24 protein-coding genes are annotated in these 26,139 nt (G+C 67.7%); 12 read left to right on the forward strand and 12 right to left on the reverse strand.

Annotation, left to right across the window (positions count from 1 at the left end):
- Nucleotides 1-32 precede the first annotated feature (32 nt).
- Nucleotides 33-1,565, reverse strand: a complete 1,533-nt coding sequence (locus G341_RS0119470) for an acyl-CoA synthetase (RefSeq protein ID WP_018180854.1) — start codon at nt 1,563-1,565, stop codon at nt 33-35.
- 224 nt (nt 1,566-1,789) lie between these two features.
- On the opposite strand from G341_RS0119470, the gene G341_RS0119475 reads away from it, so the two are divergent.
- Nucleotides 1,790-3,262 carry an FAD-dependent oxidoreductase gene (locus G341_RS0119475; RefSeq protein ID WP_018180855.1) on the forward strand — a complete coding sequence of 491 codons (1,473 nt, stop codon included), beginning with the start codon at nt 1,790-1,792 and terminating at the stop codon, nt 3,260-3,262.
- Between the two features lie 44 nt (nt 3,263-3,306).
- Here the strand turns inward: G341_RS0119475 and G341_RS22650 are convergent, their stop codons facing one another.
- A complete protein-coding gene (locus G341_RS22650; RefSeq protein ID WP_162140727.1) occupies nt 3,307-4,065 on the reverse strand; it encodes a DsbA family protein in 759 nt (252 codons plus the stop codon).
- A 155-nt stretch (nt 4,066-4,220) separates the two neighbouring features.
- Here G341_RS22650 and G341_RS0119485 point away from each other — a divergent pair, with 155 nt between their 5' ends.
- The 4 genes from G341_RS0119485 to G341_RS23885 all read left to right on the forward strand — a co-directional run bounded on the left by G341_RS0119485 (nt 4,221) and on the right by G341_RS23885 (nt 7,166).
- A complete protein-coding gene (locus G341_RS0119485; RefSeq protein ID WP_018180857.1) occupies nt 4,221-4,961 on the forward strand; it encodes a VIT1/CCC1 transporter family protein in 741 nt (246 codons plus the stop codon).
- Nucleotides 4,954-5,607 (forward strand): alpha/beta hydrolase, encoded by a 654-nt coding sequence (locus G341_RS0119490; protein ID WP_018180858.1) that lies wholly within the window; start codon nt 4,954-4,956, stop codon nt 5,605-5,607. The genes G341_RS0119485 and G341_RS0119490 overlap by 8 nt, the downstream gene beginning before the upstream one ends.
- Nucleotides 5,604-6,872, forward strand: a complete 1,269-nt coding sequence (locus tag G341_RS0119495) for an alpha/beta hydrolase (protein ID WP_018180859.1) — start codon at nt 5,604-5,606, stop codon at nt 6,870-6,872. The genes G341_RS0119490 and G341_RS0119495 overlap by 4 nt, the downstream gene beginning before the upstream one ends.
- Nucleotides 6,873-7,022: 150 nt before the next feature.
- On the forward strand, nt 7,023-7,166 hold the full coding sequence (locus G341_RS23885; protein WP_155827078.1) for a hypothetical protein: 144 nt from the start codon (nt 7,023-7,025) through the stop codon (nt 7,164-7,166).
- 21 nt (nt 7,167-7,187) lie between these two features.
- On the opposite strand, the gene G341_RS0119505 is transcribed toward G341_RS23885, so the two are convergent.
- Genes G341_RS0119505 through G341_RS22655 form a run of 4 tightly spaced genes read right to left on the reverse strand, consistent with a single transcriptional unit; the run spans nt 7,188 to nt 9,928 of the window.
- Nucleotides 7,188-8,036, reverse strand: coding sequence for an aldo/keto reductase (locus G341_RS0119505; RefSeq protein WP_018180860.1), 849 nt, complete (start codon nt 8,034-8,036; stop codon nt 7,188-7,190).
- Nucleotides 8,033-8,677 (reverse strand): class I SAM-dependent methyltransferase, encoded by a 645-nt coding sequence (locus tag G341_RS0119510; protein WP_018180861.1) that lies wholly within the window; start codon nt 8,675-8,677, stop codon nt 8,033-8,035. Before G341_RS0119510 ends, G341_RS0119505 begins: the two co-directional genes overlap by 4 nt.
- Before the next feature lie 4 nt (nt 8,678-8,681).
- Nucleotides 8,682-9,092, reverse strand: a complete 411-nt coding sequence (locus G341_RS0119515; protein ID WP_018180862.1) for a VOC family protein — start codon at nt 9,090-9,092, stop codon at nt 8,682-8,684.
- On the reverse strand, nt 9,089-9,928 hold the full coding sequence (locus G341_RS22655) for a helix-turn-helix domain-containing protein (protein ID WP_018180863.1): 840 nt from the start codon (nt 9,926-9,928) through the stop codon (nt 9,089-9,091). The genes G341_RS0119515 and G341_RS22655 overlap by 4 nt, the downstream gene beginning before the upstream one ends.
- 61 nt (nt 9,929-9,989) lie before the next feature.
- On the opposite strand from G341_RS22655, the gene G341_RS0119525 reads away from it, so the two are divergent.
- Complete coding sequence (locus G341_RS0119525) at nt 9,990-10,340, forward strand: VOC family protein (RefSeq protein WP_026303917.1); 351 nt, start codon at nt 9,990-9,992, stop codon at nt 10,338-10,340.
- Between the two features lie 6 nt (nt 10,341-10,346).
- Here G341_RS0119525 and G341_RS0119530 read toward each other — a convergent pair whose 3' ends face one another.
- Nucleotides 10,347-11,369 carry a fused (3R)-hydroxyacyl-ACP dehydratase subunits HadA/HadB gene (locus G341_RS0119530; RefSeq protein WP_026303918.1) on the reverse strand — a complete coding sequence of 341 codons (1,023 nt, stop codon included), beginning with the start codon at nt 11,367-11,369 and terminating at the stop codon, nt 10,347-10,349.
- 210 nt (nt 11,370-11,579) lie between these two features.
- Here G341_RS0119530 and G341_RS0119540 point away from each other — a divergent pair, with 210 nt between their 5' ends.
- The 3 genes from G341_RS0119540 (at nt 11,580) to nirD (ending at nt 18,813) form a co-directional block, all read left to right on the forward strand.
- A complete protein-coding gene (locus tag G341_RS0119540; protein WP_018180867.1) occupies nt 11,580-15,776 on the forward strand; it encodes a bifunctional nitrate reductase/sulfite reductase flavoprotein subunit alpha in 4,197 nt (1,398 codons plus the stop codon).
- A 122-nt stretch (nt 15,777-15,898) separates the two neighbouring features.
- On the forward strand, nt 15,899-18,421 hold the full coding sequence (gene nirB, locus G341_RS0119545) for a nitrite reductase large subunit NirB (RefSeq protein ID WP_018180868.1): 2,523 nt from the start codon (nt 15,899-15,901) through the stop codon (nt 18,419-18,421).
- A complete protein-coding gene (nirD, locus tag G341_RS0119550; protein WP_018180869.1) occupies nt 18,418-18,813 on the forward strand; it encodes a nitrite reductase small subunit NirD in 396 nt (131 codons plus the stop codon). The genes nirB and nirD overlap by 4 nt, the downstream gene beginning before the upstream one ends.
- Nucleotides 18,814-18,927: 114 nt before the next feature.
- Here the strand turns inward: nirD and G341_RS0119555 are convergent, their stop codons facing one another.
- From G341_RS0119555 to G341_RS0119575, 5 genes are all read right to left on the reverse strand, one after another.
- Nucleotides 18,928-19,407, reverse strand: coding sequence for a GNAT family N-acetyltransferase (locus G341_RS0119555; RefSeq protein WP_018180870.1), 480 nt, complete (start codon nt 19,405-19,407; stop codon nt 18,928-18,930).
- Nucleotides 19,408-19,549: 142 nt separating this feature from the next.
- Nucleotides 19,550-20,254 carry a sirohydrochlorin chelatase gene (locus tag G341_RS0119560; protein WP_018180871.1) on the reverse strand — a complete coding sequence of 235 codons (705 nt, stop codon included), beginning with the start codon at nt 20,252-20,254 and terminating at the stop codon, nt 19,550-19,552.
- Complete coding sequence (locus G341_RS0119565) at nt 20,251-21,399, reverse strand: uroporphyrinogen-III synthase (RefSeq protein WP_018180872.1); 1,149 nt, start codon at nt 21,397-21,399, stop codon at nt 20,251-20,253. Before G341_RS0119565 ends, G341_RS0119560 begins: the two co-directional genes overlap by 4 nt.
- Nucleotides 21,400-21,479: 80 nt before the next feature.
- Nucleotides 21,480-22,889 (reverse strand): nitrate/nitrite transporter, encoded by a 1,410-nt coding sequence (locus tag G341_RS0119570; protein WP_018180873.1) that lies wholly within the window; start codon nt 22,887-22,889, stop codon nt 21,480-21,482.
- Between the two features lie 94 nt (nt 22,890-22,983).
- On the reverse strand, nt 22,984-23,514 hold the full coding sequence (locus tag G341_RS0119575; protein WP_018180874.1) for an SRPBCC family protein: 531 nt from the start codon (nt 23,512-23,514) through the stop codon (nt 22,984-22,986).
- Nucleotides 23,515-23,734: 220 nt separating this feature from the next.
- Here G341_RS0119575 and G341_RS0119580 point away from each other — a divergent pair, with 220 nt between their 5' ends.
- From G341_RS0119580 to G341_RS0119590, 3 genes are read left to right on the forward strand one after another with little or no spacing between them, the layout of a single operon-like run.
- Nucleotides 23,735-24,445 carry a hemerythrin domain-containing protein gene (locus G341_RS0119580; protein WP_081622620.1) on the forward strand — a complete coding sequence of 237 codons (711 nt, stop codon included), beginning with the start codon at nt 23,735-23,737 and terminating at the stop codon, nt 24,443-24,445.
- Nucleotides 24,446-24,480: 35 nt separating this feature from the next.
- Nucleotides 24,481-25,371, forward strand: coding sequence for an RNA polymerase sigma factor SigJ (gene sigJ / locus G341_RS0119585; RefSeq protein WP_018180876.1), 891 nt, complete (start codon nt 24,481-24,483; stop codon nt 25,369-25,371).
- Between the two features lie 29 nt (nt 25,372-25,400).
- Nucleotides 25,401-26,102, forward strand: a complete 702-nt coding sequence (locus G341_RS0119590; RefSeq protein ID WP_018180877.1) for an NAD(P)-dependent oxidoreductase — start codon at nt 25,401-25,403, stop codon at nt 26,100-26,102.
- The last annotated feature ends 37 nt before the right edge of the window (nt 26,103-26,139 follow it).

Consider the following 26,139-nt stretch of genomic DNA (forward strand, 5'->3'; position numbering starts at 1 on the left):
ACTGTCAACTCGGCGGTTTTCGTGTGCAGAATTCAGGAATTCAGTTGGTCGCGCAATTGAAATTTGAGAACTTTGCCCGATGCGTTACGCGGCAACGCCTCGACGAATTCCAGTCGCAACGGCAACTTGTATCCGGCCAGCCGATCGCGGGCGAACTCGCGGAGATCATCGAGAGTCAGCGCCGCACCGGGCGCCAATGCCACCACCGCCGTCACCGCCTCGCCCCACTTGTCATCCGGCAGGCCCAGCACGGCGACCTCCGCGATCGCCGGGTGGCTGTAGAGCACGCTCTCCACCTCTGCCGGATAGACGTTCTCACCGCCGGTGATGACCATGTCTTTGACCCGGTCGACGACATAGACGTAGCCGTCATCATCCATCTGCCCGACGTCACCGGTGTGGAACCAGCCGTCGGCATCGATCGCCGCGGCCGTCGCGGAATCGTTCTGCCAGTAGCCGGCCATCACCTGCGGCCCGCGCACACAGACCTCGCCACGGCCGCCCGGACCGACCTGCTCTCCGGACGCGTCCATGAGGCACACATCCGACAGCGGCAGCACGTGATGTCCGGCCGCACCGATCCGGTCGGCCGACTCGTCGATTCCCATCACCAGCGCCAGCGGAGCCGTCTCCGTCAACCCGTACCCCTGCGCGAATACCACGCCGCGTTCGCCGTACCGACGCATCAGCGGCTCCGGCACCGGCGCGCCGCCACAGATCAAGAACCGCAGACTCGACATGTCGGCATCGTCGAACCCCGGCGTCTGCGCCATGAACAAGAACATCGCGGGCACGCCGAACATCGTGGTGATGCGGTCCTCGGCGATGTGCCGCAGGGCCTGCTGCGGATCGAATGCCGGCATCAGCACGACGTGACCGCCCTTCTGCAGCGTGACCAGTGTGGTGACGTTGAGCCCGCCGATATGAAAGAGCGGCGCACAGACGAGCGATACGTCGGTCGACTGGGTGTCGAAGCTGAGGAGCGAATTGACGTTGTTCCAGAAGAGGTTTCCGTGCGTGAGCATGGCGCCCTTCGGCCGCCCGGTGGTACCCGAGGTGTACATGATGACCGCGACGTCCTCAGCGCCCGGATGACGCGGCCGGGCGATCGGCTGAGCCGCCGCGAGCACCTCGTCGTAGCTCTCCCAGTCATCGACCCGATCGAGCGCGATGAACCGCGACACCTCGATCTGGCCACGAACCGAGTCGATCGTCGCGGCGAGCGCGGCATCGGCGATCAACGTCCCGGCGCCGGCGTCGCCGATGATGTAGGCGAGTTCCGCGGCCGACAGCCGGAAGTTCAGCGGCACGAAGATCGCGCCGACCCGACTGCACGCGAACAAGGTGATCAAGAACGCCGGATGGTTCGCCCCGGCGTAGCCGACCCGATCACCCGGACGAACTCCACCCGCTTCCAAGGCCGCGGCCAACCGGTCGATCTCGTCGGCGAATTCGCCGAACGTGCGCGTGCGCCCCGCAAAGGTCAGCGCCGGTCGGTGCGGGTTGATCGCGGCCCGTCGAACGATCCACGAACCGAGGTCGATCGGCGGCTGAACTGTCGGCATCGTCAGGGCTCCCGATTGTGTGGCGTCCTCGAACCCACCGCGAGCGGATGGACGACGAGGCACAGGTGTGGTCGCACGATAACCGCCGCGAGCACGCGACGTGCCCCGATTACCCGTCCCGCTGGGCGGACCATTGCCCTTCCCGCCCTCTCCGACATTCCTAGGTTGGGATCAGATCGCCGTAACCCGACGTGAATTCAGTTCGCCACGAAAGGACTTCATCCATGGCCACATCCGTCGACCACACCCCCGTCGACATCGTCGACATCGCGAACTTCGATCACGAGGCCGATGTGCTGGTGGTCGGATACGGCTGCGCCGGAGCGGCCGCCGCGTTGTCGGCCACTGCTTCCGGAGCCGAGACGATCCTGCTCGAAAAGCTCACCGGCGGAGGCGGTTCGGCGGCGCTGTCCGGCGGCGAGATCTGTCTGGGCGGCGGCACCCCGATCCAGCAGGCGTGCGGATTCAAGGACACCCCGGAGGCCATGGAGAAATTCCTGAACGCGGCGCTGGGTCCCGACGCGGACGCCGACAAGATCCACGCGTACAGCCACGGCAGCGTCGACCACTACCGGTGGCTGGTCGATCACGGCGTGCCGTTCAAGGAGTCGATCTGGGAATCGCCCACGTGGGTTCCGCCGACCGACGACGGCCTGATGTGGATGGGCGAGGGCGCCTACCCGTTCGCCGGCATCGCCGCGCCGGCCCCTCGCGGGCACCGGGTCACCTCGCCCGGGTTCGGCGGCAAGGTGCTGATGGACGTGCTCACCCAGGCCGTCGCGGCCACCTCGATCTCGGTGCACACCGACACCGGCGCGCTGCGGCTGATCACCGACGGCGATCGGGTGGTCGGACTCGTGGCCCGGCATTTCGCGAAGACCGTCACCTACCGAGCACGGAAGGGCATCGTCATCACGACCGGCGGGTTCGCCGACAACAAGGACATGGTCAAGCAGCACGCGCCGCAGCTGGTCGGGCTCGGCGTCACCAGTGATGGTGGCGACGACGGCAGCGGCATTCTGATGTCGCAGGCGGTACGGGCCGCCGTGCGGCACATGTCGGCCGGCCAGGTCGGCATCGCGCTGATCCCCGGAATGATGGTGCGCGGCATGATCGTCAACAACGTCGGGCAACGCTTCATCAACGAGGACGTCTACCCCGGCCTGGTCGGTCAGGCCGCGCTGTACAAACACGACCTCAAGGTGTGGGTGATCCTCGACGAACGCGCCTACGAGGCGGTCCCCGAGGCCGAAAGGTGGGGTGTCACTCCGCATTTCGTGGCGGAGACGGTGGCCGAACTGGAGGCCGAGCTCGGCATGCCCGACGGCGCCCTGCAGACCACCGTCAGTGAATACAACCGGCACGCCGCAGCGGGCGATGATCCGTACTTCCACAAGGCCGCCCGGTGGCTGCGTCCGCTCGAGGCCCCGTTCGCGGCGATCGACGTGTCGCGCGGCATGGCACCGCCCGAGTACGGCGACGCGACCGGCGGCGCCGCAGAGGTCTTCACGATCGGCGGCCTGCACACCACGGTCGACGGCGCCGTGCTCGATATCGACGGCCGGCCCATCGCCGGACTGTTCGCCGCCGGCCGGGCCACCTCGGGCCTGCACTCATGGGGCTACATCAGCGGTACGTCGCTCGGCGACGGCACCTTCTTCGGCCGCAAAGCCGGAGCCGCCGCGGCAGCGGGCTGATCGCCCGCCGACGCGGCGGCTCCGGTGCTCGGGTCTTGACCGACCTACTTGGTCAGCTCGGACAGCCAGTTCGGGTCGGACTGGTACTTGGTGTAGACCTTGCCCTGATAGACGACCGACGGGGTGCTGACGTTCGACGCCCCGAGGAGATCGCTCATCTGCTTGAGCGAGTTGCTCGCCAGCGTCATCGCGTCGGCGACGTTGCCGGAATCGAGCTGCTGCGTCGCGATCGTCTGCTGGGTGGCCGGGCTGGCGCCGACGCTCGCCGCGATCTGCGCCAACTGCTCGTTGGACAGGCCGTCGGCATTCGTCTCCGGCGGCTGCTGGTCGTACAGCTTGGTGTGGAAATTCAGGTACAGGTCGAGATTGTTCTCGGCGGCGACGGCCTTCGCGGCGCCCGCGGCGCGCGACGAGTACTTTCCGGACCGGTCCAGGAAGTTCACCATGTGATACCGAACGCTCAGCTTGCCGTCGTTGATCGCCTGCACGATCTGCTCGCCGTACTGCTTCTCGAACGACTGGCAGGCGGGGCACTGGAAGTCCTCGAACAGATCCAGCGTGGCCGCGGGGGTCGCCCCCGGCTTGACGGCCGTGTACAGGGTGGTCTGGGCGAGCTGGTCTTGCGGCAGCGACTTGCCGGACTTGTCCTTGTCACTCGCGACGATGCCGATCGCGATGACCGCGATCACCACGACGATCGCCAACCCGGCGAGCACGTACGTGACGACACTCGACGTCTGACGGGGGTTCTTCGCCCCCGCGCGCACCGGTTTGACCTTCTTGGGCACCTTGTTGTTGCTCACCGAACTCCCTCCACCGCGATGGATCTCGCGGCGTGCGTGTCGCCGCATGAATCTGTCGATCAGCCAGAGTACCGATCGCCCGAAATAGCCCGACGATTCCCGCCGTCGGCCCTGCGTGACGCGACCCGGTCGGACCTGCGTCCTACCATGAACCGGTGACCGCCTCCGATGCTCAGCCGCATCCCACCGACCGCGGTGAGGATGAGATCGGGCATACCCATGCGGATGTCTCCGGCGGCCGGCTCCGGGCGGCGACCTTCGGCGCTATGGACGGGTTGGTCACCAATCTGAGCCTGGTGGCCGGCGTCGGCGGCGCCGGCGCGGACAGCAGGACGATCATCCTCAGCGGTGTCTCCGGACTTGTCGCCGGCGCGTTCTCGATGGCCCTGGGCGAATTCACCTCGGTGACCACCCAGAACGAGCAGGTCGACGCCGAGGTCGCGGTCGAGCGGCGCGAGCAGGTCCTCCACCCGTCCGCCGAACTGAAAGAACTGTCCGAGGCCTTCGTCGAGATGGGCATGTCCGCCGATACGGCCCGACGAGCTGCCAAGGAGATCCACCGCGATCAGGACCGGGCCGTCAACCTGCATATGACCTACGAGCTCGGCCTGGACCCGCAGGACAAGCCGTCACCGATCGTCGCGGCGGTGTCATCGTTCTTCATGTTCTCGATCGGCGCGGTCTTCCCGCTGATCCCCTACCTGCTCAGCTTCGATTCCCTGCTCGCCGGGCTCATCGTCGGCGGGATCGGGTTGATCCTCGCCGGCGGGCTGGCCGCCCGGTTCACCAATCGGCCGGTCTGGCAGGGCGCGCTCCGACAGCTGGTGTTCGGCGTGATCGCGGCGGCGGCCACCTTCCTGGTCGGCTGGTTGATCGGAGTCCCCGCCGGTGGTTGATACCCGCAACTGCACCGACGATCGACAGGGCGCCACCGGAATCACCGCGGTGGTGCTCGTCCTTCCGGGCGGCACAGACTTCAGTTACCAGCCCTTCCGCCGGACGCAGGGCTCGGCGCTGCGGATGTACCCATTCACCTGGTCGCTGCGCGCCGCCACCGTCGGCCGGGCCGTGGTGCGTCAGGTGGAGTACCGCGTCTACGGCTGGAACGGGGGTCAGGCCAGCCCACTGCCGTACGCCCGGGCCGCGCTGGATCGCGCCAAGGCCGATCACCCGGGCGCGGACGTGATCCTCGTCGGGCATTCGATGGGCGGTCGGGTCGCGGCGCACCTCGCCGCCGATCCGGCGGTCAGCGGCGTCCTCGCGTTGGCCCCGTGGTGGCAGTTCGCCGACTGGCGGCACATTCATGACGAGGCACGGGTGCACGCGATCCACGGCACCGCCGACACCCGGACCTACGCGCATCGCACTCAGCGCGGCATCGCCGAACTCCAGGAACGCGGCGTCGCCGCCAGCTACACCGCGATCTCCGGCGGCGGCCACGCCATGCTCGACCACGTCGGCCAATGGCACGGCGACGCAATCCGTTTCGTCCGATCATTGCTGTCCCCCGACACCGCCCCGGGTCGGGCGTCCGAGCGGTGATCATCCACCTGCTCAGCGGCTGGTTCTTCCCGACCGTGCAGGCAATCACCCTGATCGCCCTGGCGTTCGCGATCGGCTGGCGCGATCGGCGATGGCAGACGGTGTGGCTGCCGGCCGCCGCCGCGATCGGCGTCGGCGCGGCGTGGATCACCTACTGGTATCTCGGCTCTCAGCAGATGCTTCCCGACACGGCGCCGCTGATCTTCTGGGTATGGGTGGCGCTGCTCGGTCTCGCCCTGGCAGTTGCGGTCTTCGGCTGGCCGAAGACGCGATGGTGGCGAAAGCTGCTGTCGGTCATCGCGATTCCGCTGACGGTCTTCTGCGTCGCGCTCGCGGCCAATCAGTGGACGGGCTACTACCCCACGATCGACCGCGCCTGGGACGGACTCGTGTCCGAGCCGCTGCCCAACGAGACCGAGGCGGCCCTGCTGGCTCCCCTGCGTGGGACCCCGCAGCCGCAGGGCCGCACGGTCCCGATCAATGTGCCGAATCCCATCAGCCACTTCAAACATCGCGTCGAGTACGTGTATCTGCCGCCGCAGTGGTTCACCGGTCCGACGCCGCCACGGCTGCCGGTGCTCGTGATGATCGGCGGGGTGATCACCGCGACCCAAGATTGGGTGCGCAGCGGCGGTGCGCTCGACACCGTCACCCGATACGCGCGGACGCATCACGGCGAGGCGCCCATCCTGCTGCTGATGGATCCGACCGGCGGCTACAACAACGACACCGAATGCGTCGACGGCCCGCGGGGCATGGTCGACACTCGGCTCACGAAAGAACTTCGGCCCTATGTGGTTTCGACCTTCGGCGCCGACCCCGCGGCCGCGGGATGGGGCGTCGTCGGCTGGTCGATGGGCGGCACCTGCGCCATCGGATTCGTCACCAAGCATCCCGATCTGTTCAGCACCTTCCTGGACATCTCCGGCGACATCGGACCGAATTCCGGGAACAAGCAGAAGACCATCTCCACGCTGTACGGCGGCAACGCGGCGGCGTGGGCCGCCAATGATCCGTCGACGGTGATGGCCGCGCATGGCCCGTATCACGGTGTGGCCGGCTGGTTTCAGACCGAGGGGCACTGGTCGCGACGGCTCGGCGGCTACGACTCGGCACAGATCAGAGCGACCAAACAGCTCTCCACGATCGCCGAACAGAACGGCATCACCACCGTCGTGCGCACCATGAGGGGCACGCACACCTGGCCGTTCGCCGGACGCGCCTTCGCCGACGCGCTCCCGTGGTTGATGCAGCGCCTGCAGTGATCTCGCGACTGATCGCGGACCTCGCCAACCCCGGGTCGCCGGGACTCCGTCAGCGGTATCGTCGCTGGGCATGGGCCTGTTCCGGAAGAAGTTGAAGGACGGTGTGCCCGCCACCGCGCTCGTGGTCGGGGTGTCCGGAGCGCGGCCGCCATGAACAACCCGCAGCCGGACGGCGTGCCACTAGGCTGGCCGGGGTCGGCGAGCCACGTCCGCATGGACATTCCGCCGGATGCGCCGATCGTGGTGATCGGGCAGGCGATGGGCGGTCCGGTGGGCGATCTGTCCGGAAACTAGCCGGTCAGCCCGAGATTCCGGTCAGCCCGGAATCCAGTCGAAGACACTCGGGTTCGGCCCGCGCCGACCGTCCTCGCCACGATCCAGCCCACTGATCGCGGCCATCGACTCGGCATCCAGCTCGAAGTCGAAGATGTCGGCGTTCTCGGCGATTCGCTTCTCGCTCACCGACTTCGGGAAGACGATGTGGCCCAGCTGGATATGCCAGCGCAGCACCACCTGCGCGGTCGTGCGTCCGACCCGGCCGGCGATCTCCGTGATCACCTGGTCGTCGAGCACGGCGCCCTGGGCGATCGGCGACCAGGCCTCGGTGGCGATCGAATGCTCCGTGCCGTAGTCGCGGACCGCCGCGTTGGCGAAGTACGGATGCACCTCGATCTGGTTGACGACCGGCACGAGATCGGTTTCAGCGGCCAGCCGTTCGAGATGGTCGACCTGGAAGTTGGAGACGCCGACCGACTTGACCAGGCCTTCGGACTTGAACTGCGCCAGGGCATTCCACGTTGTCGGGTAGTCACCGCCATACAGGGTCGGCAGCGGCCAGTGGATCAAAAACAGGTCGAGATAGCCGATATCCAGATCGTCGAGCGAGAGCTGGTAGGCCTCGCGCGCCTTGTCAGGCTCATGAAATCCGTTGTTGAGCTTGGTCGTCACGTAGATGTCGTCGCGGGGTACGCCTGACTCGCGGATCGCCTGACCGACTTCTTTCTCGTTGCCGTACATCTCGGCGGTATCGATATGCCGATACCCGAGTTCCAGTGCGGTCAGCACCGCGGCTTTCGTCTCGGCCGGCGGGATCTGAAAGACGCCGAAGCCGAGCTGCGGGATGGAGGTGCCGTCGTTGAGCGAGATATCAGGAATGGAAGTCACTCGGCCAGGGTAGGCGCGATCCGGCGTGCCGTCACGAGCCGAGCCGCGAACGGCTCCTTGGCGATCAGCGTGTGGATCGCGGCGGGCGCGATCTCGACCAGCTCCCAGCCGTTCGCCGCGGTGAACGCCGCGCGAATGTCGTTCTCGCCGATCGGATGCGGCCCGATCGGCCCTCCCAGGTCACTGAAGCACAGGATGTGCGCGACGGCTCCCGGGTCGGTGACCGACGCCAGACTGGCGGCGTAGCGCGGACGTTCGTCGGCGCCGAGGGTGTGCAGCAGTCCGCAGTCCAGGACACTGGCGAAACGCCGGCCGAGCGGAGCGAGGTCGAGGGCGTCGCCGTCGACGAATTCGATTGTCAGGCCCCGATCGGCGGCCACCGCCCGCGCCTTCGCCAGCGCGGTGCCGGCGACGTCCACCCCGACCACGTCGTAGCCGCGAGCGGCCAGCGCCATCGCGTGCTCACCGGTACCGCATCCCGCGTCGAGGACCGGCCCGACGAACGCGCCCGATTCGATGAGCGGCGCCAAAGACGGCTGCGGCGCACCGATCTCCCACGGTGCCGGGCCGTGGCGATACGAGTCGTCCCACGGCGGGTGGACCGCCTGCTCGCCGCCGGTCGGTCGGCGCGTCGCAGCCATCGTACTAATCCTGCGGTTGCTCGCCCGCGTAGCTGCCGAACGACCAGAGGTTGCCCTCCGGGTCCCGAACGGCGAATTCGCGGGAACCGTACTCGGTCTCCTCCAGCGGCCGGATCACCTCGGCACCGGCATCGACGACGCGGGTGTACAGCGCATCCGGGTCGGCCGTGACCACATAGCAGCCGGCCGTACCGGGAGCGAGCGCCCACCCGGTGTCCGGGCGATGGTCGCCGAGCATCACGCCGCCGCTGCCTTCCGGCCAATTCAGCTGTGCGTGAGCGACTTTGCCGGAGTCATCGCGATAGCAGGCGGCCTGTACGAAGCCGAACGTTCGCACGAGATAGTCGATGAGGGCGCTGGCATCGTTTGCGCGCAGCGTGTGAAACAGCGTGGGATTGGTTGTCATCGTTTTCATGCTCTCGATAGTTCACCGTCAACGGCCTCGGCGGCTTGAACGTTTGCGAACTCTCCGTGCAGCCAGCCCTCTTCACGCATCCAAGCGGTCGGAGCAAGGCCGGCGAATCGCCGAAACTCCCTGGTCAGATGCGGCTGATCGGCGTATCCCGCCCGCGCCGCCACATCCGCAAGAAATCCCTGAGCACCGTCCATGATCGATCGGCGGATCAGCGCCGTCGCGCGCTCGAACCGCATCAATTGGGCGACGGTCCTTGGCGAGCAACCGAACTCGGCTCGGAACAGCGTCTGCAGGCGCCGCTCGGAGAAGCCCACCTCCCGAGCCGTCGATGCCACCGACCACCCGCGTTCCAGCAATCGCCAGGCCCGCACGATTTCCGGCCGCGGCAGCAGATCCGGGTTCCACGCCGCGACCAGGTCGGCATGCAGAAGGTCGAAGGACTCGCTCCAGTCGGAGGTTTCGGTCATCCTCTGGTGCAGGCGCGCGGCACGGGAACCGAGCTGATCGAGCCCCGAGAACGTGCTGGAAACGATGTCCGACGTCGGTAGGCCGAACACGGCTCGGCTCGCCAGCGGATGTACCGCCAACTGCACTCCGGCCTGCGCAACCGGCGTCAGCACCGTCGACGCCTCGGTGTGCATCCCACCGAGCACGACCGGGTTCGGCGGCAGCCCATCGGTACACACACCATCGTCGCGACTGACGATGAACACCAGCTTCGACGACGGCAATCCGCGATGCACTCCGCCAGGATCGGGAGCCGACTGGTACCCGACCATCGAGGTGACGCCGGGCGGCAGGCGCCCGGCGACCACCATTCGGTCGACCTCATCCATACGTCCAGGCTAACGCCGGGGCCCGGTGGGGATGTCCGACTTAACGTCTACCGTGGCGATCATGACCACTACCATCGCGATGATCACCGTCGACGCCACCGATGCGCTCTCCCTCGGGCGCTGGTGGGCAACCCAACTCGGCGGCACCATCGTCGCCGAGAACGACGGCTGGTTCGTCGTCGTGCAGCTGCCGTCCGGGCAGGCGCTCGGGTTTCAGAAGGTCGACGATCCAACACCCGGCAAGAACCGCATCCACCTGGATCTGACCACCGACGGAGACCTGGCTGCGCGCGTGCGCGATATGGAAGCCGCCGGGGCGCGCAAGGTCGCCGAACGCGAGATGGGCGACCTCAGTTGGGTGACGCTGGCCGACCCGGCCGGCAACGAGTTCTGCGTCGCGGCCGGACACTGACCTCCGTCAGCTGAACTGCACGGTGGCAGTGCACCGACCGAAGACCCGCTTACCGTTCAGCGACGCACCGAAGACGATGACGCCTTGCTTGGTCTCCGGGTCGAGCGACTTGATCTTGCCGGTGTACTCGACCACCGCCGGTTTGGTGGGCGGCACATACACCGGGCTGGTGAATCGGGCCGACATGTCGTAGACCGCCGCCGGGTCGCCGACGAAGCTGGTGATGTATCCGGCCGCCGTCCCCATGGTCAGCATCGCTTGTGCCACAACAGTTTTCAGACCGGCCTTATCGGCCAGCTCATCGCTGTGATGAATGGGGTTCGGGTCGCCGGAGACGCCGACGTAGTTGATGACATCGCCGCGGGTGAAGGGCACCGATCGGCCGGGCAACTCCTGGCCGACCGTCACCGAGTCGAATGGGACGGCCGATGACGGACGCGGATGGTCGTCGGGAATCTCGGCGGCCTCGCTGCGCACCAGCGGCAGCCGGTGCTTGTCACCGCCGGAGAACATGATGTCGTCGATGATCTTCTCGACCTCGGGCGTCATTGTGTCGCCGTCGACCTGACTCGCGAGCGTGGTGTACGACTCCTGCATGACGCCCTTGTCCAGCTCGCGCACCACCGTCTTGACGGTGAACAGGTCAGCAGCACCGGCAACGGTGCGATAGGAGTCGAGCGATACGTCGCAGATCAGGCGGTCACCGCAGACGACCGGTTTGTGAAAAATGAGCCGCTGATCGACCTGCAACACCCCCTTCTTGAGCATGTTGCCCGGCAGCACTTCCTCAACCAGCTGGAACTGCGCTTTGGCACCCATGATCGCGACGATCGTCAGCGGGGCGAGCAATCCGGAGTACCCGGCGGCGCGCGCGGCCTCGTCCTCCCAGTGCGCCGGGTGGTCGTCATGCAGCGCCCGCGCGAACTCGCGGATCTTCTCGCGGCCCACCTCGTAATAGTCGGGGGTGGTGTACACGTTGCCGACGACCTGCTCGAGCACTTCTGTCGGCGTCAATTCCCCGGTAGTCATAAGGCCCGACGTTAGCGGACGAGGCCGCGGATTCTGTAATCAATGGAGGTACTGGGCGCCCCATATCCGCTCCGGCGCCGTCATCAGGCGGTTTCCGGAGTCATCGACGCCATTCTTCACACCGAATGTGACGGCCTGCATAGGCGCCGTTGACATCGCCGTAACCGTCTCCGACACCATCGGCAACACCCCACGCGTTGCATCGGGGGCGTGAGCGAGGCACGCGGCGACGCCGGGTCTCCGACGCGCGGCGTCGGCGGCGGCCCAGTGGTGGACGCGACCGTGGTGTCGACCGCCTGCGGCTACTGCGGGGTCGGCTGCGGGATGCGGTTGCATATCGACGGCGACACCGTCAGCCGCGCCTCCGGCGACCCCGACCATCCGGCGAACCGCGGCCGGCTGTGCACCAAGGGCAACACCACCGCGGACATGCTGCGGGCCGGCGGGCGCCAGAGCACCGCGCTGGTCCGGCAGCAGCGCGCCGCGCCGGCCGAACCCGCACCTCTCGATGCGGCGATCGACGGTGTCGCCGCCCGGCTCGCCGAAATCCGCGATACGCACGGTCCGGACGCGATCGCCCTCTACGTCTCGGGCCAGATGTCGCTGGAGGCGCAGTATGTGGCGAACAAGCTCGCCAAGGGCTACCTGCGCACGCAATGGATCGAATCGAACTCTCGCCTCTGCATGGCCAGCGCCGGTACCGGCTACAAGCAGTCGCTCGGCGCGGACGGCCCGCCCGGCAGCTATGACGATCTCGACCATGCCGACCTGTTCGTTGTGATCGGTGCCAATATGGCCGACTGCCATCCGATTCTGTTCCTGCGCATGATGGATCGCGTCCGGGACGGCGCCAAGTTGGTCGTCATCGATCCGCGCCGCACGGCAACCGCGGCGAAGGCCGACATCCACCTGGCCGTCCGGCCGGGCACCGATCTGGCGCTGCTGAACGGGCTGCTGCATCTCGTCCGCGAACTCGGCGGCCTCGACGAGGAGTTCATCGCCGCGCACACCGACGGCTGGGACGCGCTGGACGTCCTGCTCGACGACTACCCGCCCGCCCAGGTCGCCGAGCTCACCGGCATCGATGCGGATCAGCTCGTCGAAGTCGCCGAACTCATTGTCGCCAATCGTAATTGGGTGAGCCTGTGGACGATGGGCCTCAACCAGAGCACTCACGGAACCTGGAACACCAACGCCCTGTGCAACCTTCATCTGGCGACCGGGGCCATCTGCCGCCTCGGCGCCGGCCCGTTCTCGCTGACCGGCCAGCCGAACGCGATGGGCGGCCGCGAAATGGGTTACATGGGACCGGGACTGCCCGGTCAACGGTCCGCACTGGATGCGGCCGATCGGGAATTCACCGAGCAGCGGTGGAATCTGGCACCGGGCACGATCCGGTCCGAGGCCGGCTCGGGCACGATCGACATGTACCGGAAGATGGTCGACGGCGAGATCAAGGCTGCGTGGATCATCTGTACCAATCCCGTTGCCTCCGTGGCCAATCGAGCTGCCGTGATCGAGGGATTGCAGCGGGCCGAGCTCGTGGTGGTGCAGGACGCGTTCGCCGAGGTGGAGACCGCGGCCTACGCCGATGTCGTGCTGCCGGCCGCACTGTGGGCCGAGGCCGACGGCGTGATGGTCAACAGCGAACGATCGATGACGCTGTGCCGCCCCGCGATGCGCGCCCCGGGCGACGCCCTCCCCGACTGGGAACTGATCTGTCGGGTGGCCCGCGCGATGGGCTATGCGGAGGGATTCGAGTTCGCCTCCGCCGCCGAGATCTTCGATGAGATCGCGACCTTCCACAATCCACGGACCGGCTGGGATCTGCGCGGGGTGGACCATGCCCGGTTGCGCGGCGGACCGGTGCAGTGGCCGACGGCACCGGACGGCGACACCCGAAACCCTGTGCGCTACCGCAACACCGGAGTCAGCCAGGCATTGTTCACGGCGCCCGACGGTACGGTGCCCGAGCTCGCATTCCCGACGCCGAGCCGGCGTGCGCAGTTCCTCGCTCGCCCGCATATGCCGACCGACGAACTCCCCGACGACGACTACCCCCTGGTCCTGACGACCGGCCGGGTCGCGCATCAGTGGCACACCATGACCAAGACCGGCAAGGTCGCCAAGCTCAACAAGCTCAACCCGGCGCCGTTCCTGCAGCTGCATCCCGACGACGCGCAGCGCCTCGGCATCGCTCCGGGCGACCGGGTCGAGGTCCGGTCGCGTCGCGGACGCGCGGTGTTGCCGGCGACGATCGACGACGCCGTGCGCCCGGGAGTCTGCTTCGCCCCCATGCACTGGAACGACATATTCGCACCGGATGTCGCGATCAACGCGGTGACCAACGACGCGGTCGACGCTGATTCGCTGCAACCGGAATTCAAGGTCTGCGCCGTCGCACTGACCGCCCTGGAGCCGGAGGATCCACCGGCTTCCACCACTCCTCTGGACAAGCGAGGCGATACCCCCATGACCGACATCGGATCGAGCGCCGGCTCCCGGCCCATCGACGCATTCGCCGCCGCTCTCGGTCCGCTGCCCGCCCTGGTCGACCTGACCGATGACGAACGCACCTATGCCGCAGGGCTGCTCGCCGGGCTGCGGGCGCACCCGCCGACCGGCGAGGTTCCGGTGCTGCCCGCCCACACACCCTTGCGCGCGCCCGCCCGGGCCTGGCTCGACGGACTGCTCGCGGGGGTGTTCTCCCGCGCAACCGACGCGGAAACGGCCGGGGCAGAGCAGCTTTCCGTCGCCGAGTCAGCGCCCGCGCGCCCGACGGCGACCGTGGTGTGGGCGTCGCAGACCGGCACGGCCGAGGAATTCGCCGACGGTGCGGCCGACATGTTCGCCCGGCACGGGATCGACGCCCGGATCCGCCCGGCCGACCAGGTGTCGGTCGCCGACCTCACCGGCACCGTGCTGTTCATCGTCGCCACCACCGGCGACGGCGACGCCCCGGACAACGGCATCGCACTGTGGGATGCCCTGGCCGCCGCCGAGCCCGGCGACGTCGACGGACTCGAATTCTCGGTACTCGGCTTCGGCGATTCGTCCTATGCCGACTTCTGCGGATTCGCCCGCAAGCTCGACGCCCGGCTGGACCACCTCGGCGCCCACCGCATCCACGAACGGATCTCCGCCGAACCCGATTACGAAGAGACGGCAGCGAACTGGGTCACGCGGGTTTCCACGATCATCGCCGACGCCGATGCCGCTGCCGCACCCGACGCTTCCGGCGACCAGCAGGCGTCTGGCGGCGTTGTCTCAGCACCCGCGACTCCGGTGTACAACCGGCGAAATCCGTTGCACACCAGCATCATCTCGAATGATTCGCTGTGCCCGCCCGACGCGGTACGCGACGTCCGGTCCATCTCGATCGCATTGCCGTCCGGCAGCCTGGAGTACCGCGCCGGCGATGCACTCGGGGTGTGGCCGCGCAACAGCCCGGATACCGTCGCGGAATGGCTCGACCGCACCGGTCTGCCGGGCTTCACCCCGATAACTCGCGGCGAAGACGAGGTCCCGCTGTCGGAGGTCCTGCCCACGCTCGACATCACCCGCATCAGCCCCGACCTGCTGCGATTCATCCACCGTCACCACCCGACCGACGAGTTGGCCGCAGCGATCGACGATCCGGCGCATTTCACCCAGTGGACCTGGGGCCGCCAAGCGCTCGACCTGCTCGCCGCGTACCCGGTGGACGCATCGGTCGACGAGTGGGCGGCGTTGCTGAAACCGTTGACTCCACGGCTGTATTCGATCTCGTCGAGCCCGCTGGAAGACCCCGAACGGGTACAGATCACCACCAGCGTCGTGCGCTACGAGTCCACCACCGCCGCGGCCGACGGCGCCGTGCGCAGCGGCGTCTGTTCGGGACTGCTCGCCGGCCTCGAACCGGGTGCCCAGATCGAGGTCTTCGTGCAGCCCACCAAACACTTTCGGCCGCCGGAGGACCCGGACACCCCGGCGATCATGATCGGACCCGGCACCGGCATCGCCCCGTTCCGCGGGTTTCTCCACGAACGCGCGGGGCACCGGCACGAGGGCGACAACTGGTTGTTCTTCGGCTCCCGCCACCAGGATTCGGAGTTCTACTATCGCGACGAGCTGGCCGAGCTCGGCAATCGCGGCGTGCTCACCCGGCTGGACACCGCCTTCTCCCGCGACGGCGACTCCACGGTCTACGTGCAGGACCGGATCGCCGAACACGGCGCCGACGTATGGAAATGGATCTCCGCCGGCGCGCATGTCTACGTGTGCGGCGACGCGTCACGCATGGCCCGTGACGTGGACGAGGCCCTGCGCGGGGTGATCGCCCAGCACGGCGGCCGCAGCGAGCGCAGCGCCGCCGCCTACCTGCAGTCGCTGTCGGCCGAGCACCGCTACGTCCGCGACGTGTACTAGGGCCTGCCTCACTCCCGCGGATCGTTCGCTGTGAGAAAGGCGTGACAGCGCCGAAACTGCGGCTACGGCGACCGGCAACACAGCCTCCCTAGCGTGATGGACGTACGAAAGGAGCTGGTCGAATGAGCACACGATCCGTCGCGGTGATCGGACACGGGATGGTCGGGCACCGATTCGTGGAGGCCCTGCGGGCCCGGGATGTCGCCGACGAGTGGCGCGTCCTGGTCTTCGGCGAGGAGGCCGACGCCGCCTACGACCGCGTCGGACTGTCGTCCTATGTCGGCAACTGGGACCGCACCGAGCTCGCGCTCGCCGGCAACGACTACCCCGGCGACGATCTCGTCGAGTCCCGGCTCGGCACGCCGGTCCGTTCCATCGACCGGCACGGCCGTCGCATCGTCACCGACGACGGCGAATTCGGCTATGACGCACTGGTGCTGGCGACCGGATCCTACGCGTTCGTACCCCCGGTGCCCGGCCACGACCTCCCGGGCTGCCACGTCTACCGCACGCTCGACGACCTCGACGCCATCCGTATTGACGCGGAGCGGTCGCTGGCCGGCGACCCGGACGCGGTCGGCATCGTGGTCGGCGGCGGGCTGCTCGGCCTGGAAGCCGCCAACGCGCTGCGCAGCCTTGGAATGAAAGCCCATGTGGTGGAGGTCAATCCACGCCTGATGCCGCAGCAGATCGACGAGGGCGGCGGTGAACACCTCGCACGAATGATCGGCGCGCTGGGCATCGACATCTCGCTGAGCTCGGGCACGACCAGCATCGAGAGCACCGGATCCGGTCTCCGCGTCACCCTGAAGGACGAGTCGGCGGTCGACGCCGGCCTGCTGGTCTTCGCCGCCGGTGTGCGACCGCGGGACGAACTCGCCCGGGACGCGGGCCTGGACCTGGCCGAGCGCGGCGGCGTGCTCACCGACATCACCTGCGTCACTTCCGATCCCAACATCTATGCGATCGGTGAGGTCGCCGCCATAGAGGGTCGTTGCTACGGACTCGTCGGTCCCGGTTACGCCACCGCGGAGGTCGTCGTCGACCAACTCCTCGGCGGCGATGCCGGTTTCCCGGGCGCCGACATGTCGACCAAGCTGAAGTTGCTCGGGGTCGACGTCGCCAGCTTCGGCGACGCGATGGGCACCACCCCGGGCGCGCTCGACGTCGTCGTCTCCGATCCGATCGGCGGCACCTACGCCAAGCTCGTGCTGTCCGACGACGCGCAGACGCTGCTCGGCGGCATCCTGGTCGGCGATGCCTCCAGCTACGGCGTGCTGCGGCCGCTGGTCGGGTCGAGCTTGCCCGGCGATCCGGTAGCGCTGATCTCCCCCAACTCGGCGTCCGGCGGCGCGCAGATCGGCGTGGGCGCCCTGCCCGACGAGGCCCAGATCTGTTCCTGCAACGACGTTTCGAAGGCCACGCTGTGCTCGGCCATCGCCGACGGGGCCTGCACCGTGGCCGACCTCAAGGGCTGCACGAACGCCGGCACCTCCTGCGGCTCGTGCGTGCCGCTGCTCTCGCAGCTGCTGACCGCCGAGGGCGTCGAGGTCTCGAAGGCGTTGTGCGAGCATTTTTCCCAGTCGCGGGCCGAGTTGTTCGAGATCATCCAGGCGAGCGGCATCCGGACGTTCTCGGAGCTGATCGAGCGCTACGGCAACGGCACCGGCTGCGACCTGTGCAAGCCGACCGTCGCCTCGATCCTGGCGTCCACCAGCTCCGACCACATCCTCGACGGCGAGCAGGCCTCGCTGCAGGACAGCAACGATCACTTCCTGGCCAACATTCAGCGCAACGGCACCTACTCGGTGGTCCCGCGGGTGCCCGGCGGCGACATCACCGCCGAGCAGCTGATCCTGATCGGCGAAATCGCCCGCGACTTCGGGCTGTACACCAAGATCACCGGCGGCCAGCGGATCGACATGTTCGGCGCCACCGTCGACCAGCTGCCGGAGATCTGGCGCCGGCTCGTCGAGGGCGGTATGGAGTCCGGTCAGGCCTACGGCAAGTCACTGCGCACGGTGAAGAGTTGCGTCGGGTCCGACTGGTGCCGATACGGGCAGCAGGATTCGGTGCAGATGGCCATCGACCTGGAGCTGCGCTACCGCGGCCTGCGGTCGCCGCACAAGATCAAGATGGCCGTATCCGGTTGTGCGCGTGAGTGTGCCGAGGCCCGCGGCAAGGACGTCGGCGTGATCGCCACCGAATCGGGCTGGAATCTGTATGTCGGCGGCAACGGCGGCATGACGCCCAAGCACGCGCAGCTGCTCGCCTCCGATCTCGACTCGGGGACGCTCATCCGCTACGTCGACCGGTTCCTCATGTACTACATCCGCACCGCGGATCGACTGCAGCGCACCGCGCCGTGGGTCGAGGCACTCGACGGCGGCCTCGATCATCTGCGCGAGGTGATCATCGACGATTCCCTCGGCCTGGCAGCCGAATTCGAGGAGTCGATGAGCCAGCACGTGTCCGGCTACAGCTGCGAATGGAAAGGCGTCCTGGCCGATCCCGACAAGCTGGCCCGGTTCGTCTCGTTCGTCAACGCCCCGGAATCTCCGGATCCGACAGTCGAATTCGGCGAGAAGCAAGGCCGCAAGGTGCCGGTTCTCATCGGCACCCCCACCGTGAGGAGCACGCGATGACCAGCACTTTCAACCTGCACGCCTGGCGCAGCGACTGGACACCGGCGTGCGCGATGAGTCAGCTCGAACGGCTGCGCGGGGTGGCGGTGCTGCTACCAGACGGCGCGCAGGTTGCGCTGTTCCGGCTGGCCGACGACACCATTCGCGCGGTCGGCAACATTGATCCAATCGGTCGCGCGGCGGTGATGTCGCGCGGCATCGTCGGCGACCGCGGCGGCTTTCCGGTGGTGCAGTCGCCGTTGAAGAAGCAGGCGTTCAGCCTGCTCGACGGGCGCTGCCTCGATGCCGAGGGCATCTACATCCCGGTGTACGACACCCGGATCACGTTGGACGGCACCGTATTCGTCGCCAATTCGCCGGAGATCCGCTTCGGCTACCGCCGGCCCGCCTGACCCGCCGACCGGACACTCATGCACGCCGAGTGGACTCTGATGTGCGTCGAGTGGACCGCTAGTCGACCAGACACACAAGTCTCGGGGCCCACAGTCGTTCGAGCTCGCCGCCGATCACCGGATCCGTTTACTCATATGAACCAGCGCGTAGCCACCCGGAGTCGGAGTGCGATGCGTCTCCTGGAAACCGAATCTCGCGTACAGTCGCAGGTTTCCGAGGCTGCGCTCACCTGTAAATAACTGCAACACAATAACTTCGTCGGACAGCGACCCTTCGACGAGCTCAAGTAGCCGGCTTCCCAGCCCGCGACCTTGCATATCAGGAGCCACGATCAACCGCCCCAATTCGGCAGCGCGTGTGGTCGCCGGAAGCATGTGGACGCGGACCGCGGCCACAAGACGATCGGCTTCATCGCGCAACCCGAATGCCACCACATCGGCCCTGGACAGCTCTGCCGTCAGCTCATCGAACGATTGAACCAAAGGTGGCAGGTTCAGATCGTCGTGCGCTCGTGCTTCCGTCACGTACGCGGCACGCTGCAAAGTAAGCAGCTCGCCGGCGTCACCGGCTGACAATGTCACAACCGATTCCATGCGTGACGACTATTCCAGGCCGGATCGCACGAGACCACTCATTATGTCCAGTCGACGCGCATGACAGTCCAGTCGATGTGCATGAGGGTCCACTCGGCGGATATGAAGGTCCGGTCGACGGGCGTGAGCGTCCAGTCGACGGTCAGGCCGATGCGCGATCTCGATCGGCGAGACCCGCGTACCGCCGACGCAGGCACGCCAGTCGGATCACCGCCGGGTGCAACCCCAACGGTTCGCCGACGACGTCCGCGCCCGCATCCCGCAATCGCTGCTGAAAAAGGCCTTCCGCCAACAAGTATGACGCCACGGCCACCCGGCGAGCGCCGCGCATCCGCGCCTTCCGGACCGCGTCCGCCACCAGTGGATAGTCGGAGCCGGTGCCGGCCGCGAAGGCGATCGATACCCGATGACCCACGATCGCCGAGAGCATCGCGGCCGCCGCACGGACCTCGCCCTGCGCGTTGCGATCGCTGGTACCCGCCGCCGCCAGCACCACATGATCGCCCGGACGCCAGCCCGATTCGAGCAACCGATCGACCATCGCCCGGGCCAGTTCCGGCGACGGACCGAGAGCGTCGGTGACGGTGACATCCGGATGCCGCGATGTCACAACATGTTCGGGCACATCCACCCGCACGTGATAGCCGCTGGAGAGGAATGCCGGCACCAGCACGACCGGCTCGCACCCGAGACCCGCCAGCACTTCGTCGGGTCGCGGTCCCAGCACGTCGACGAATGCCACCGGAACCCGCTCGCCCAGGCGATCCGCCATCGCCGCGGCGAGATCGCCGATCATGCTGACGCCGTGCGGATTACGCGTGCCATGCGCCACCAGGAGGGTTCTCATGACGAGACCCCCGGGTCGTCGATCGCCAGGCGGTAGCCCCGCTTGACCGCGGTGGCCACCAGTTCCTTGACACCCAGGGAGCTGCGCAACCGCGCCACCGCGGCCTCGATCACATGCGGATCCTCTGCGCCGAGCGTCTCCAGCATCACCTCACGGGTCACGATCGCCCCGGGATCGCGGGCCAGCATCTTCAGCAGGACCAGCGAATTCGGCGTCAGCATGATCACCTCACCGTCGACCACGGCGCAGCCGGCCCGCACGCCGAGCCGATGGCCGGCGACCGCCAGGTCCGGGCGCAGCCGCGGCAGCTCGTCGCCCACGATGCGGGCCAGTGCACCCAGCCGCATCCGCTCGGGCCGCACGCTTTCCACACCGATCCGGTCGAGCGGCCGGGCCGTGACCGGCCCCACGCAGAAGGGCACCACGTCGGTCGTCAACGCCCGGTGCACCGAGTCCTTGAGCGCCATCGCGTCCGCCCGCATCAGGAAGGATGCGACGGCCGGCGCCGAGGTGAAGGTGATCGCGTCGACCGAACTCAACGCGACCTTCTCGACCAATGCGTCGAGCGCCTGCAGATCGGTCGGCGGTTCCCAGCGATATACCGGGATCGGCACGACGGTGGCGCCCCGCTCGGCCAGCGTGTCGAGGAAACCCGGGACCGGATCCCAGTCGTCGACCGCGCCATGCAGCTGCACCGCCACTCGGCGACCGCGCAGATCGTCGACGGTCAAGTGCGCCAACACTTCTTCGGATGATTCCGATGCCGGCGACCATTCCTCGCGCAGGCCGGCGGCCCGCAACGCACCCGTCGCCTTGGGTCCGCGCGAGATCACCCGCGCCCCGGCCAACGACTGCAGCAGCGGTTCCGCGACACCCCAGCCCTCGGCGGCCTCGACCCAGCCGCGGAAGCCGATCCCTGTGGTGGCGATCAGCATGTCGGGCGGAGTCGCGATGAGTTCCTCGGTCGCGGACCGCAGATGCACGTCGTCGGACAGGGGGACCATGTGGATGGCCGCAGCCGACACGATGTCCGCGCCGCGACGCTGCAGGATGGCCGCGAGTTCGTCGGCCCGGCGCGCGGCCGTGATCGCGACGGTGAATCCCGTCAGCACCGCCGCACTCGAAGCCGCATCCGCGCTGGTCATACCGTCACTTTCAGTTGAACGATGCACTCCAGCCCGATCGGCCACGCGCCGGTCGGGCTGGAGTGCCAGTTTAGTCGGCGTCATGCCTTGATCGGCTCCGCGGCCGGTTCGGGCACATCGACCGGTGCCGGGACGTCACCGGCCGGGATCCGGACGTAGATGCGCCAAGTGACCAGGGCCGCAACCACATAGAAGGCGCCGAAGGCCCAGAACGCCGCCGTCGCCGTGCCGTTGGCCAGATAGGATGCGCGCAGCACCAGGTTGATCGCCACGCCGCCGAGGCCGCCGATCGCGCCCGCGATGCCGATCACGGCTCCGGACATCGCCCGCGAATACGCCGCCCGCGCCGCCTCATCGCCCGGCATGGATCGGGCGGCGGCGTCGAAGATCGACGGGATCATCTTGTACACCGAGCCGTTGCCGAGGCCGCTGAGGATGAACAGCGCGATGAATCCGACGATGTAGAGGGCCAGGGTCGTGCCCGACGTGGCTTTGCCGGCCACCGTCCCGGTGCCCGCGAGCAGACCGGCGCCGGCGATCATGCCGACGAAGACATACAGGCTGATCCGGCCGCCACCGATGCGGTCGGCCAGCTTGCCGCCGAACACCCGGGCGATCGAGCCGAGCAGCGGGCCGAGGAAGGCGATCTGCGCCGCGTGCAGCGATGCCTGGGCCGCCGACTGTCCGCTCGACTGATACGAGATCTGCAGCACCTGGGCGAAGGCGAACGAGAAGCCGATGAACGAACCGAACGTGCCGATATAGAGCAGGGCCACGAGCCAGGTGTGCCGGTGCGTGAGCGCGGCGCGCATCGATGCGGTGTCGACCGACACGATGTCGAGGTTGTTCATGTAGCGCGAGGCGCCGATCGCCGCGATCACCAGACCGACCAGGTAGACCGCGCATACCCAGTACGGCTGCCGGTTACCCGCGACCGCGATCACCAGCAGGCCGATCAGCTGGATCGCCGGAACGCCGAGATTTCCGCCGCCGGCGTTGACCCCGAGCGCCCACCCCTTGAGCCGTTGCGGATAGAAGGCGTTGATGTTCGTCATCGACGACGCGAAGTTGCCGCCACCGACGCCGGTCAACGCCGCGCAGACCAGGTAGACCCACAGCGGCTGCCCCGGATTGGCCAACACGACAATGGTCGCCACGACCGGCACGACCAGCACGATCGCGGAGAAGATCGTCCAGTTCCGGCCACCGAACCGCGCGGTGGCCATGGTGTACGGCAGTCGCAGCACCGATCCGACGGCGGTCGCGGTGGCCGCGATCAGAAACTTGTCCCCGGCTGACAGGTGATACACCGACGCCGGCATGAATAGCACCATCACCGACCACAGTGACCACACCGAGAACCCGATGTGTTCGGCGATCACCGACCACACCAGATTGCGTCGGGCGATCGCGGCACCGCCGTTCTCCCAGGCCACACGGTCCTCCGGATCCCATCCGGTGATGGTGTGCTTGCTCGTTGCTGACGTCATCGGGGCTCCTTCTGCGGGGGCTGTCACCCACAGAAGTTAGGAATCGGACGTTGCACGGACCTGCGCAGGCGATTGCGCAGTCGTGAAATCACCCTCACGTCGGGTCGGTGATCGCAGTGAGCCCGGCCGGCATGGGCCGCCGGCAGGCCGCCGACTGCGCCGCGGCCGCGATCCCCGCCAGCGTCTGGCGCATGCCCGCACGCATGACCTCGGTGAACTCGATCTGACCGCCCATGTATTTCTCGGTCAGGTCCAGTGAGTAGTCCGAGATCCCGTCCGGCGCCTCGCGCCGCTGAACGAGTGTCACCGTGTCGCGGCCGGTCCCCTCGATGCGGAAGGACCACACCACCCAGTTCTCCTCGATCCGGAACGCGATCTCCCGATTCGGCTCGAATCGGACGACCGTGCCGTGCGTGGTCCAGGTCAATTCGCCATGCCGGTTGTGGTTGGTGAACGCCACGCCCGACTCGACCTCAGTGCGACCATCGGCGAGCCGTGTCGACTCGACCTGCGGGCTCCACTCGGCCAACCGGCGCACGTCCCTGATCAGCTCCCAGACCACGGAGGCCGGCGCATTGATGTCGACGCGCTCCTCGAGGAGCCGTTCATAGGCGATTTCCGTCATCTCGTCTCCACTCTCCCTTCATCTCCGTTCCTACAAGAACCGTCGTTCATAAGACAGATCGGCATCCCCGAATGTGACAACCCGGCATGCGGCAACCCGGCCCGCCGATCGCGTGCGGACCGCCCTGCTCTGACGTCTCGTCACACTCGCTCCGCGAGATACGTCCTTGGAGTGACGGCATTTCGCGGCCCGAGACCGGGCCCGCAGGAAGGGAGCTCAGATGCCCGACAAGACAGACGATCTCACTATGAATGGGCGCACCACGAATAACCGCGTCGAGACGCGTGCCGAGGCCTGGTCCCGGCGTGGCCGCAGCCGCGGGCAGGTGGACTTCATGATGATGTACGCGGCTCACGATGCGTTCGACCGCGACCTGCACCGGCTGCAGAACGCCACGACAACGCTGCCCGGATCGCGAAAGATCACCGACGAGATGCGTGCCACCTGGGCGATGTTCGCCGAACAGCTGCATATCCATCACCACGCGGAGGATGAGATCCTTTGGCCCCCAATCGAAGCCACCGCCGGCCCGGCCGATCGCGGCGTCCTCGAGAGCATGGAGCGCGAGCATGCCGTTCTGGATCCGCTGATCGACGCCGTGAACGCGGCCGTATCGGCCGGCGACTCGGCGGCCCTGACCGACGGACTCACAACACTCCGCCGCAGTTTGTCGGAACATATGGCGCATGAGGAGGATGCCGCGCTCCCACTGGTCGAGAAGCATCTCGGCCAGGCCGGATGGGACAACTTCGGCAAGCAGATCCGTACCCGCGTCGGCGGGCTCTCCGCGGCAGCCCGTTATCTGCCCTGGCTCGTCGATGGGGCGAATGATGATGTGCGGGCCTCGGTCCTGGCGATCCTCCCCCTGCCCGCCCGCGTTCTCTACCGGCGGATGTGGGAGCCGAAATACCGGAAGGCGGCCCACCTGTGAGACCGCGTTCATGTGAATCGATTGGTGGCAGCGACATGACGGACGATATGACCGACGACGGCATCTGGTTCGCCGAACAATTCGAGCAGCATCGGCAGCGGCTGCGCGCGGTCGCCTACCGAATGCTCGGATCGCTGACCGATGCCGACGACGCGCTGCAGGAGGCATGGATCCGCACCACCCGATCCAATGCGGGGACGATCGAGAACATCGACGGCTGGCTGGTCACCCTGGTCGGGCGAGTATGCATCGACATGCTGCGCGCCCGCCGCGCCCGGCCCGACCACCTCACCGGGACCTGGCTGCCCGAGCCGGTCGTCGGCGACGATGCGGACATCGGACCCGAACAGTCGGCGCTGCTGGCCGACTCGGTCGGGTTGGCGATGCTCGTCGTCATGGAGAGTCTGGAGCCGGACGAACGGCTGGCCTTCGTCCTCCACGACATGTTCGGGGTGCCGTTCGACCAGATCGCGCCGATCGTCGATCGCACGACGGTGGCGACCCGCCAGCTCGCCAGCCGCGCCCGGCGCCGCGTCCGCGGCAGCGCCCCGATGCCCGACGCCGATCTCACCACCCAGCGGCAGGTGGTCGACGCCTTCCTGGCGGCGGCCCGCGCCGCCGACTTCGAGGGGCTGCTGGAGGTGCTCGACCCGGACGTCGTCTTCCGCGTCGACGCCGGCACCCGGGCCGGACTCGTGCCCGCGTTGCTCACCGGTGCGTCCGATGTCGCCGAACATGCGGCGAACGTCGGGCCGCGCTTCGCGACGCTGTGCGAACCGGCACTCGTCAACGGCGCGATCGGCGTGGTCGCCAAGACCGACACCACCGTGATGGCCGTCGTCGGCATGACCGTCACCGCCGGCCGGATCACCGAGATCAACCTGGTCCTCGACGCCGACAAGCTCGCCCACGTATCGATCGACTGACCGAATCAACCACCCCAGAAGGTAATTCAATGAAACTCGTCATCTTCGGCGCGAACGGCGGCACCGGCCGCCACGCCACCGATCAAGCCCTGGCGGCCGGCCATCAGGTCGCCGCCGTCACCCGCCACCCGGAAGACTTCCCGATCGCCCACCCCGATCTCGATGTCGTCCAGGCCGACGTCTACGACAAGGAACAGGTCTACAAGGCCGTCGACGCCACGGACGCGGTCGTGTCGGCGCTGGGCGTCCCGTTCAGCCGGGACCCGATCACGATCTATAGCGTCGGCATCGCCAACATCATCGAGGCGATGCACCGGCACGGGATCCGGCGGATCGTCGCGGTCAGCTCCAGCGCGCTGGACCCGCGCCCGCACGCCGAGGGCGGCTTCATGATCAACCGCGTTATGCAGCCGATGATCACCCGGACCATCGGCAAGACCACCTATGCCGACATGGCCGCGATGGAACGCAGTCTCGCCGGCAGCAACCTCGACTGGACCGTGCTGCGGCCGTCGGGCCTCTTCGACACCGACGACGTCAGCGAGTACCGCCTGCAGGAAGACCACGCCGACGGCGTCTTCACCAGCCGCGCGGATCTCGCGGCCTGCCTCGTCGCCCAGGCCGGCGATGAGCGCTGGGTCGGTCGACGCGTCGCCGTCACCACCAGCGACGGCGCGCCGACGATCTGGCAGATGATCCGCCGCGAGGCCTTCGGCAGCGGCAACGCCTGACCACCGCGGGCCGAGGGCCCTGGCAACGATTCATGAG

It is taken from the genome of Jongsikchunia kroppenstedtii DSM 45133, from assembly GCF_000380485.1.
GTDB lineage: Bacteria > Actinomycetota > Actinomycetes > Mycobacteriales > Mycobacteriaceae > Jongsikchunia > Jongsikchunia kroppenstedtii.

Bases quoted from the DNA above. Each gene is read 5' to 3' on its own strand.
- G341_RS0119470 (WP_018180854.1), bottom strand. From the start codon at position 1,565: ATGCCGACAGTTCAGCCGCCGATCGACCTCGGTTCGTGGATCGTTCGA.
- G341_RS0119475 (WP_018180855.1), top strand. From the start codon at position 1,790: ATGGCCACATCCGTCGACCACACCCCCGTCGACATCGTCGACATCGCG.
- G341_RS23885 (WP_155827078.1), top strand. From the start codon at position 7,023: ATGAACAACCCGCAGCCGGACGGCGTGCCACTAGGCTGGCCGGGGTCG.
- G341_RS0119510 (WP_018180861.1), bottom strand. From the start codon at position 8,677: ATGGCTGCGACGCGCCGACCGACCGGCGGCGAGCAGGCGGTCCACCCG.
- G341_RS0119515 (WP_018180862.1), bottom strand. From the start codon at position 9,092: ATGAAAACGATGACAACCAATCCCACGCTGTTTCACACGCTGCGCGCA.
- G341_RS22655 (WP_018180863.1), bottom strand. From the start codon at position 9,928: ATGGATGAGGTCGACCGAATGGTGGTCGCCGGGCGCCTGCCGCCCGGC.
- G341_RS0119525 (WP_026303917.1), top strand. From the start codon at position 9,990: ATGACCACTACCATCGCGATGATCACCGTCGACGCCACCGATGCGCTC.
- G341_RS0119530 (WP_026303918.1), bottom strand. From the start codon at position 11,369: ATGACTACCGGGGAATTGACGCCGACAGAAGTGCTCGAGCAGGTCGTC.
- nirB (WP_018180868.1), top strand. From the start codon at position 15,899: ATGAGCACACGATCCGTCGCGGTGATCGGACACGGGATGGTCGGGCAC.
- nirD (WP_018180869.1), top strand. From the start codon at position 18,418: ATGACCAGCACTTTCAACCTGCACGCCTGGCGCAGCGACTGGACACCG.
- G341_RS0119555 (WP_018180870.1), bottom strand. From the start codon at position 19,407: ATGGAATCGGTTGTGACATTGTCAGCCGGTGACGCCGGCGAGCTGCTT.
- G341_RS0119560 (WP_018180871.1), bottom strand. From the start codon at position 20,254: ATGAGAACCCTCCTGGTGGCGCATGGCACGCGTAATCCGCACGGCGTC.
- G341_RS0119565 (WP_018180872.1), bottom strand. From the start codon at position 21,399: ATGACCAGCGCGGATGCGGCTTCGAGTGCGGCGGTGCTGACGGGATTC.
- G341_RS0119570 (WP_018180873.1), bottom strand. From the start codon at position 22,889: ATGACGTCAGCAACGAGCAAGCACACCATCACCGGATGGGATCCGGAG.
- G341_RS0119575 (WP_018180874.1), bottom strand. From the start codon at position 23,514: ATGACGGAAATCGCCTATGAACGGCTCCTCGAGGAGCGCGTCGACATC.
- G341_RS0119580 (WP_081622620.1), top strand. From the start codon at position 23,735: ATGCCCGACAAGACAGACGATCTCACTATGAATGGGCGCACCACGAAT.
- sigJ (WP_018180876.1), top strand. From the start codon at position 24,481: ATGACGGACGATATGACCGACGACGGCATCTGGTTCGCCGAACAATTC.
- G341_RS0119590 (WP_018180877.1), top strand. From the start codon at position 25,401: ATGAAACTCGTCATCTTCGGCGCGAACGGCGGCACCGGCCGCCACGCC.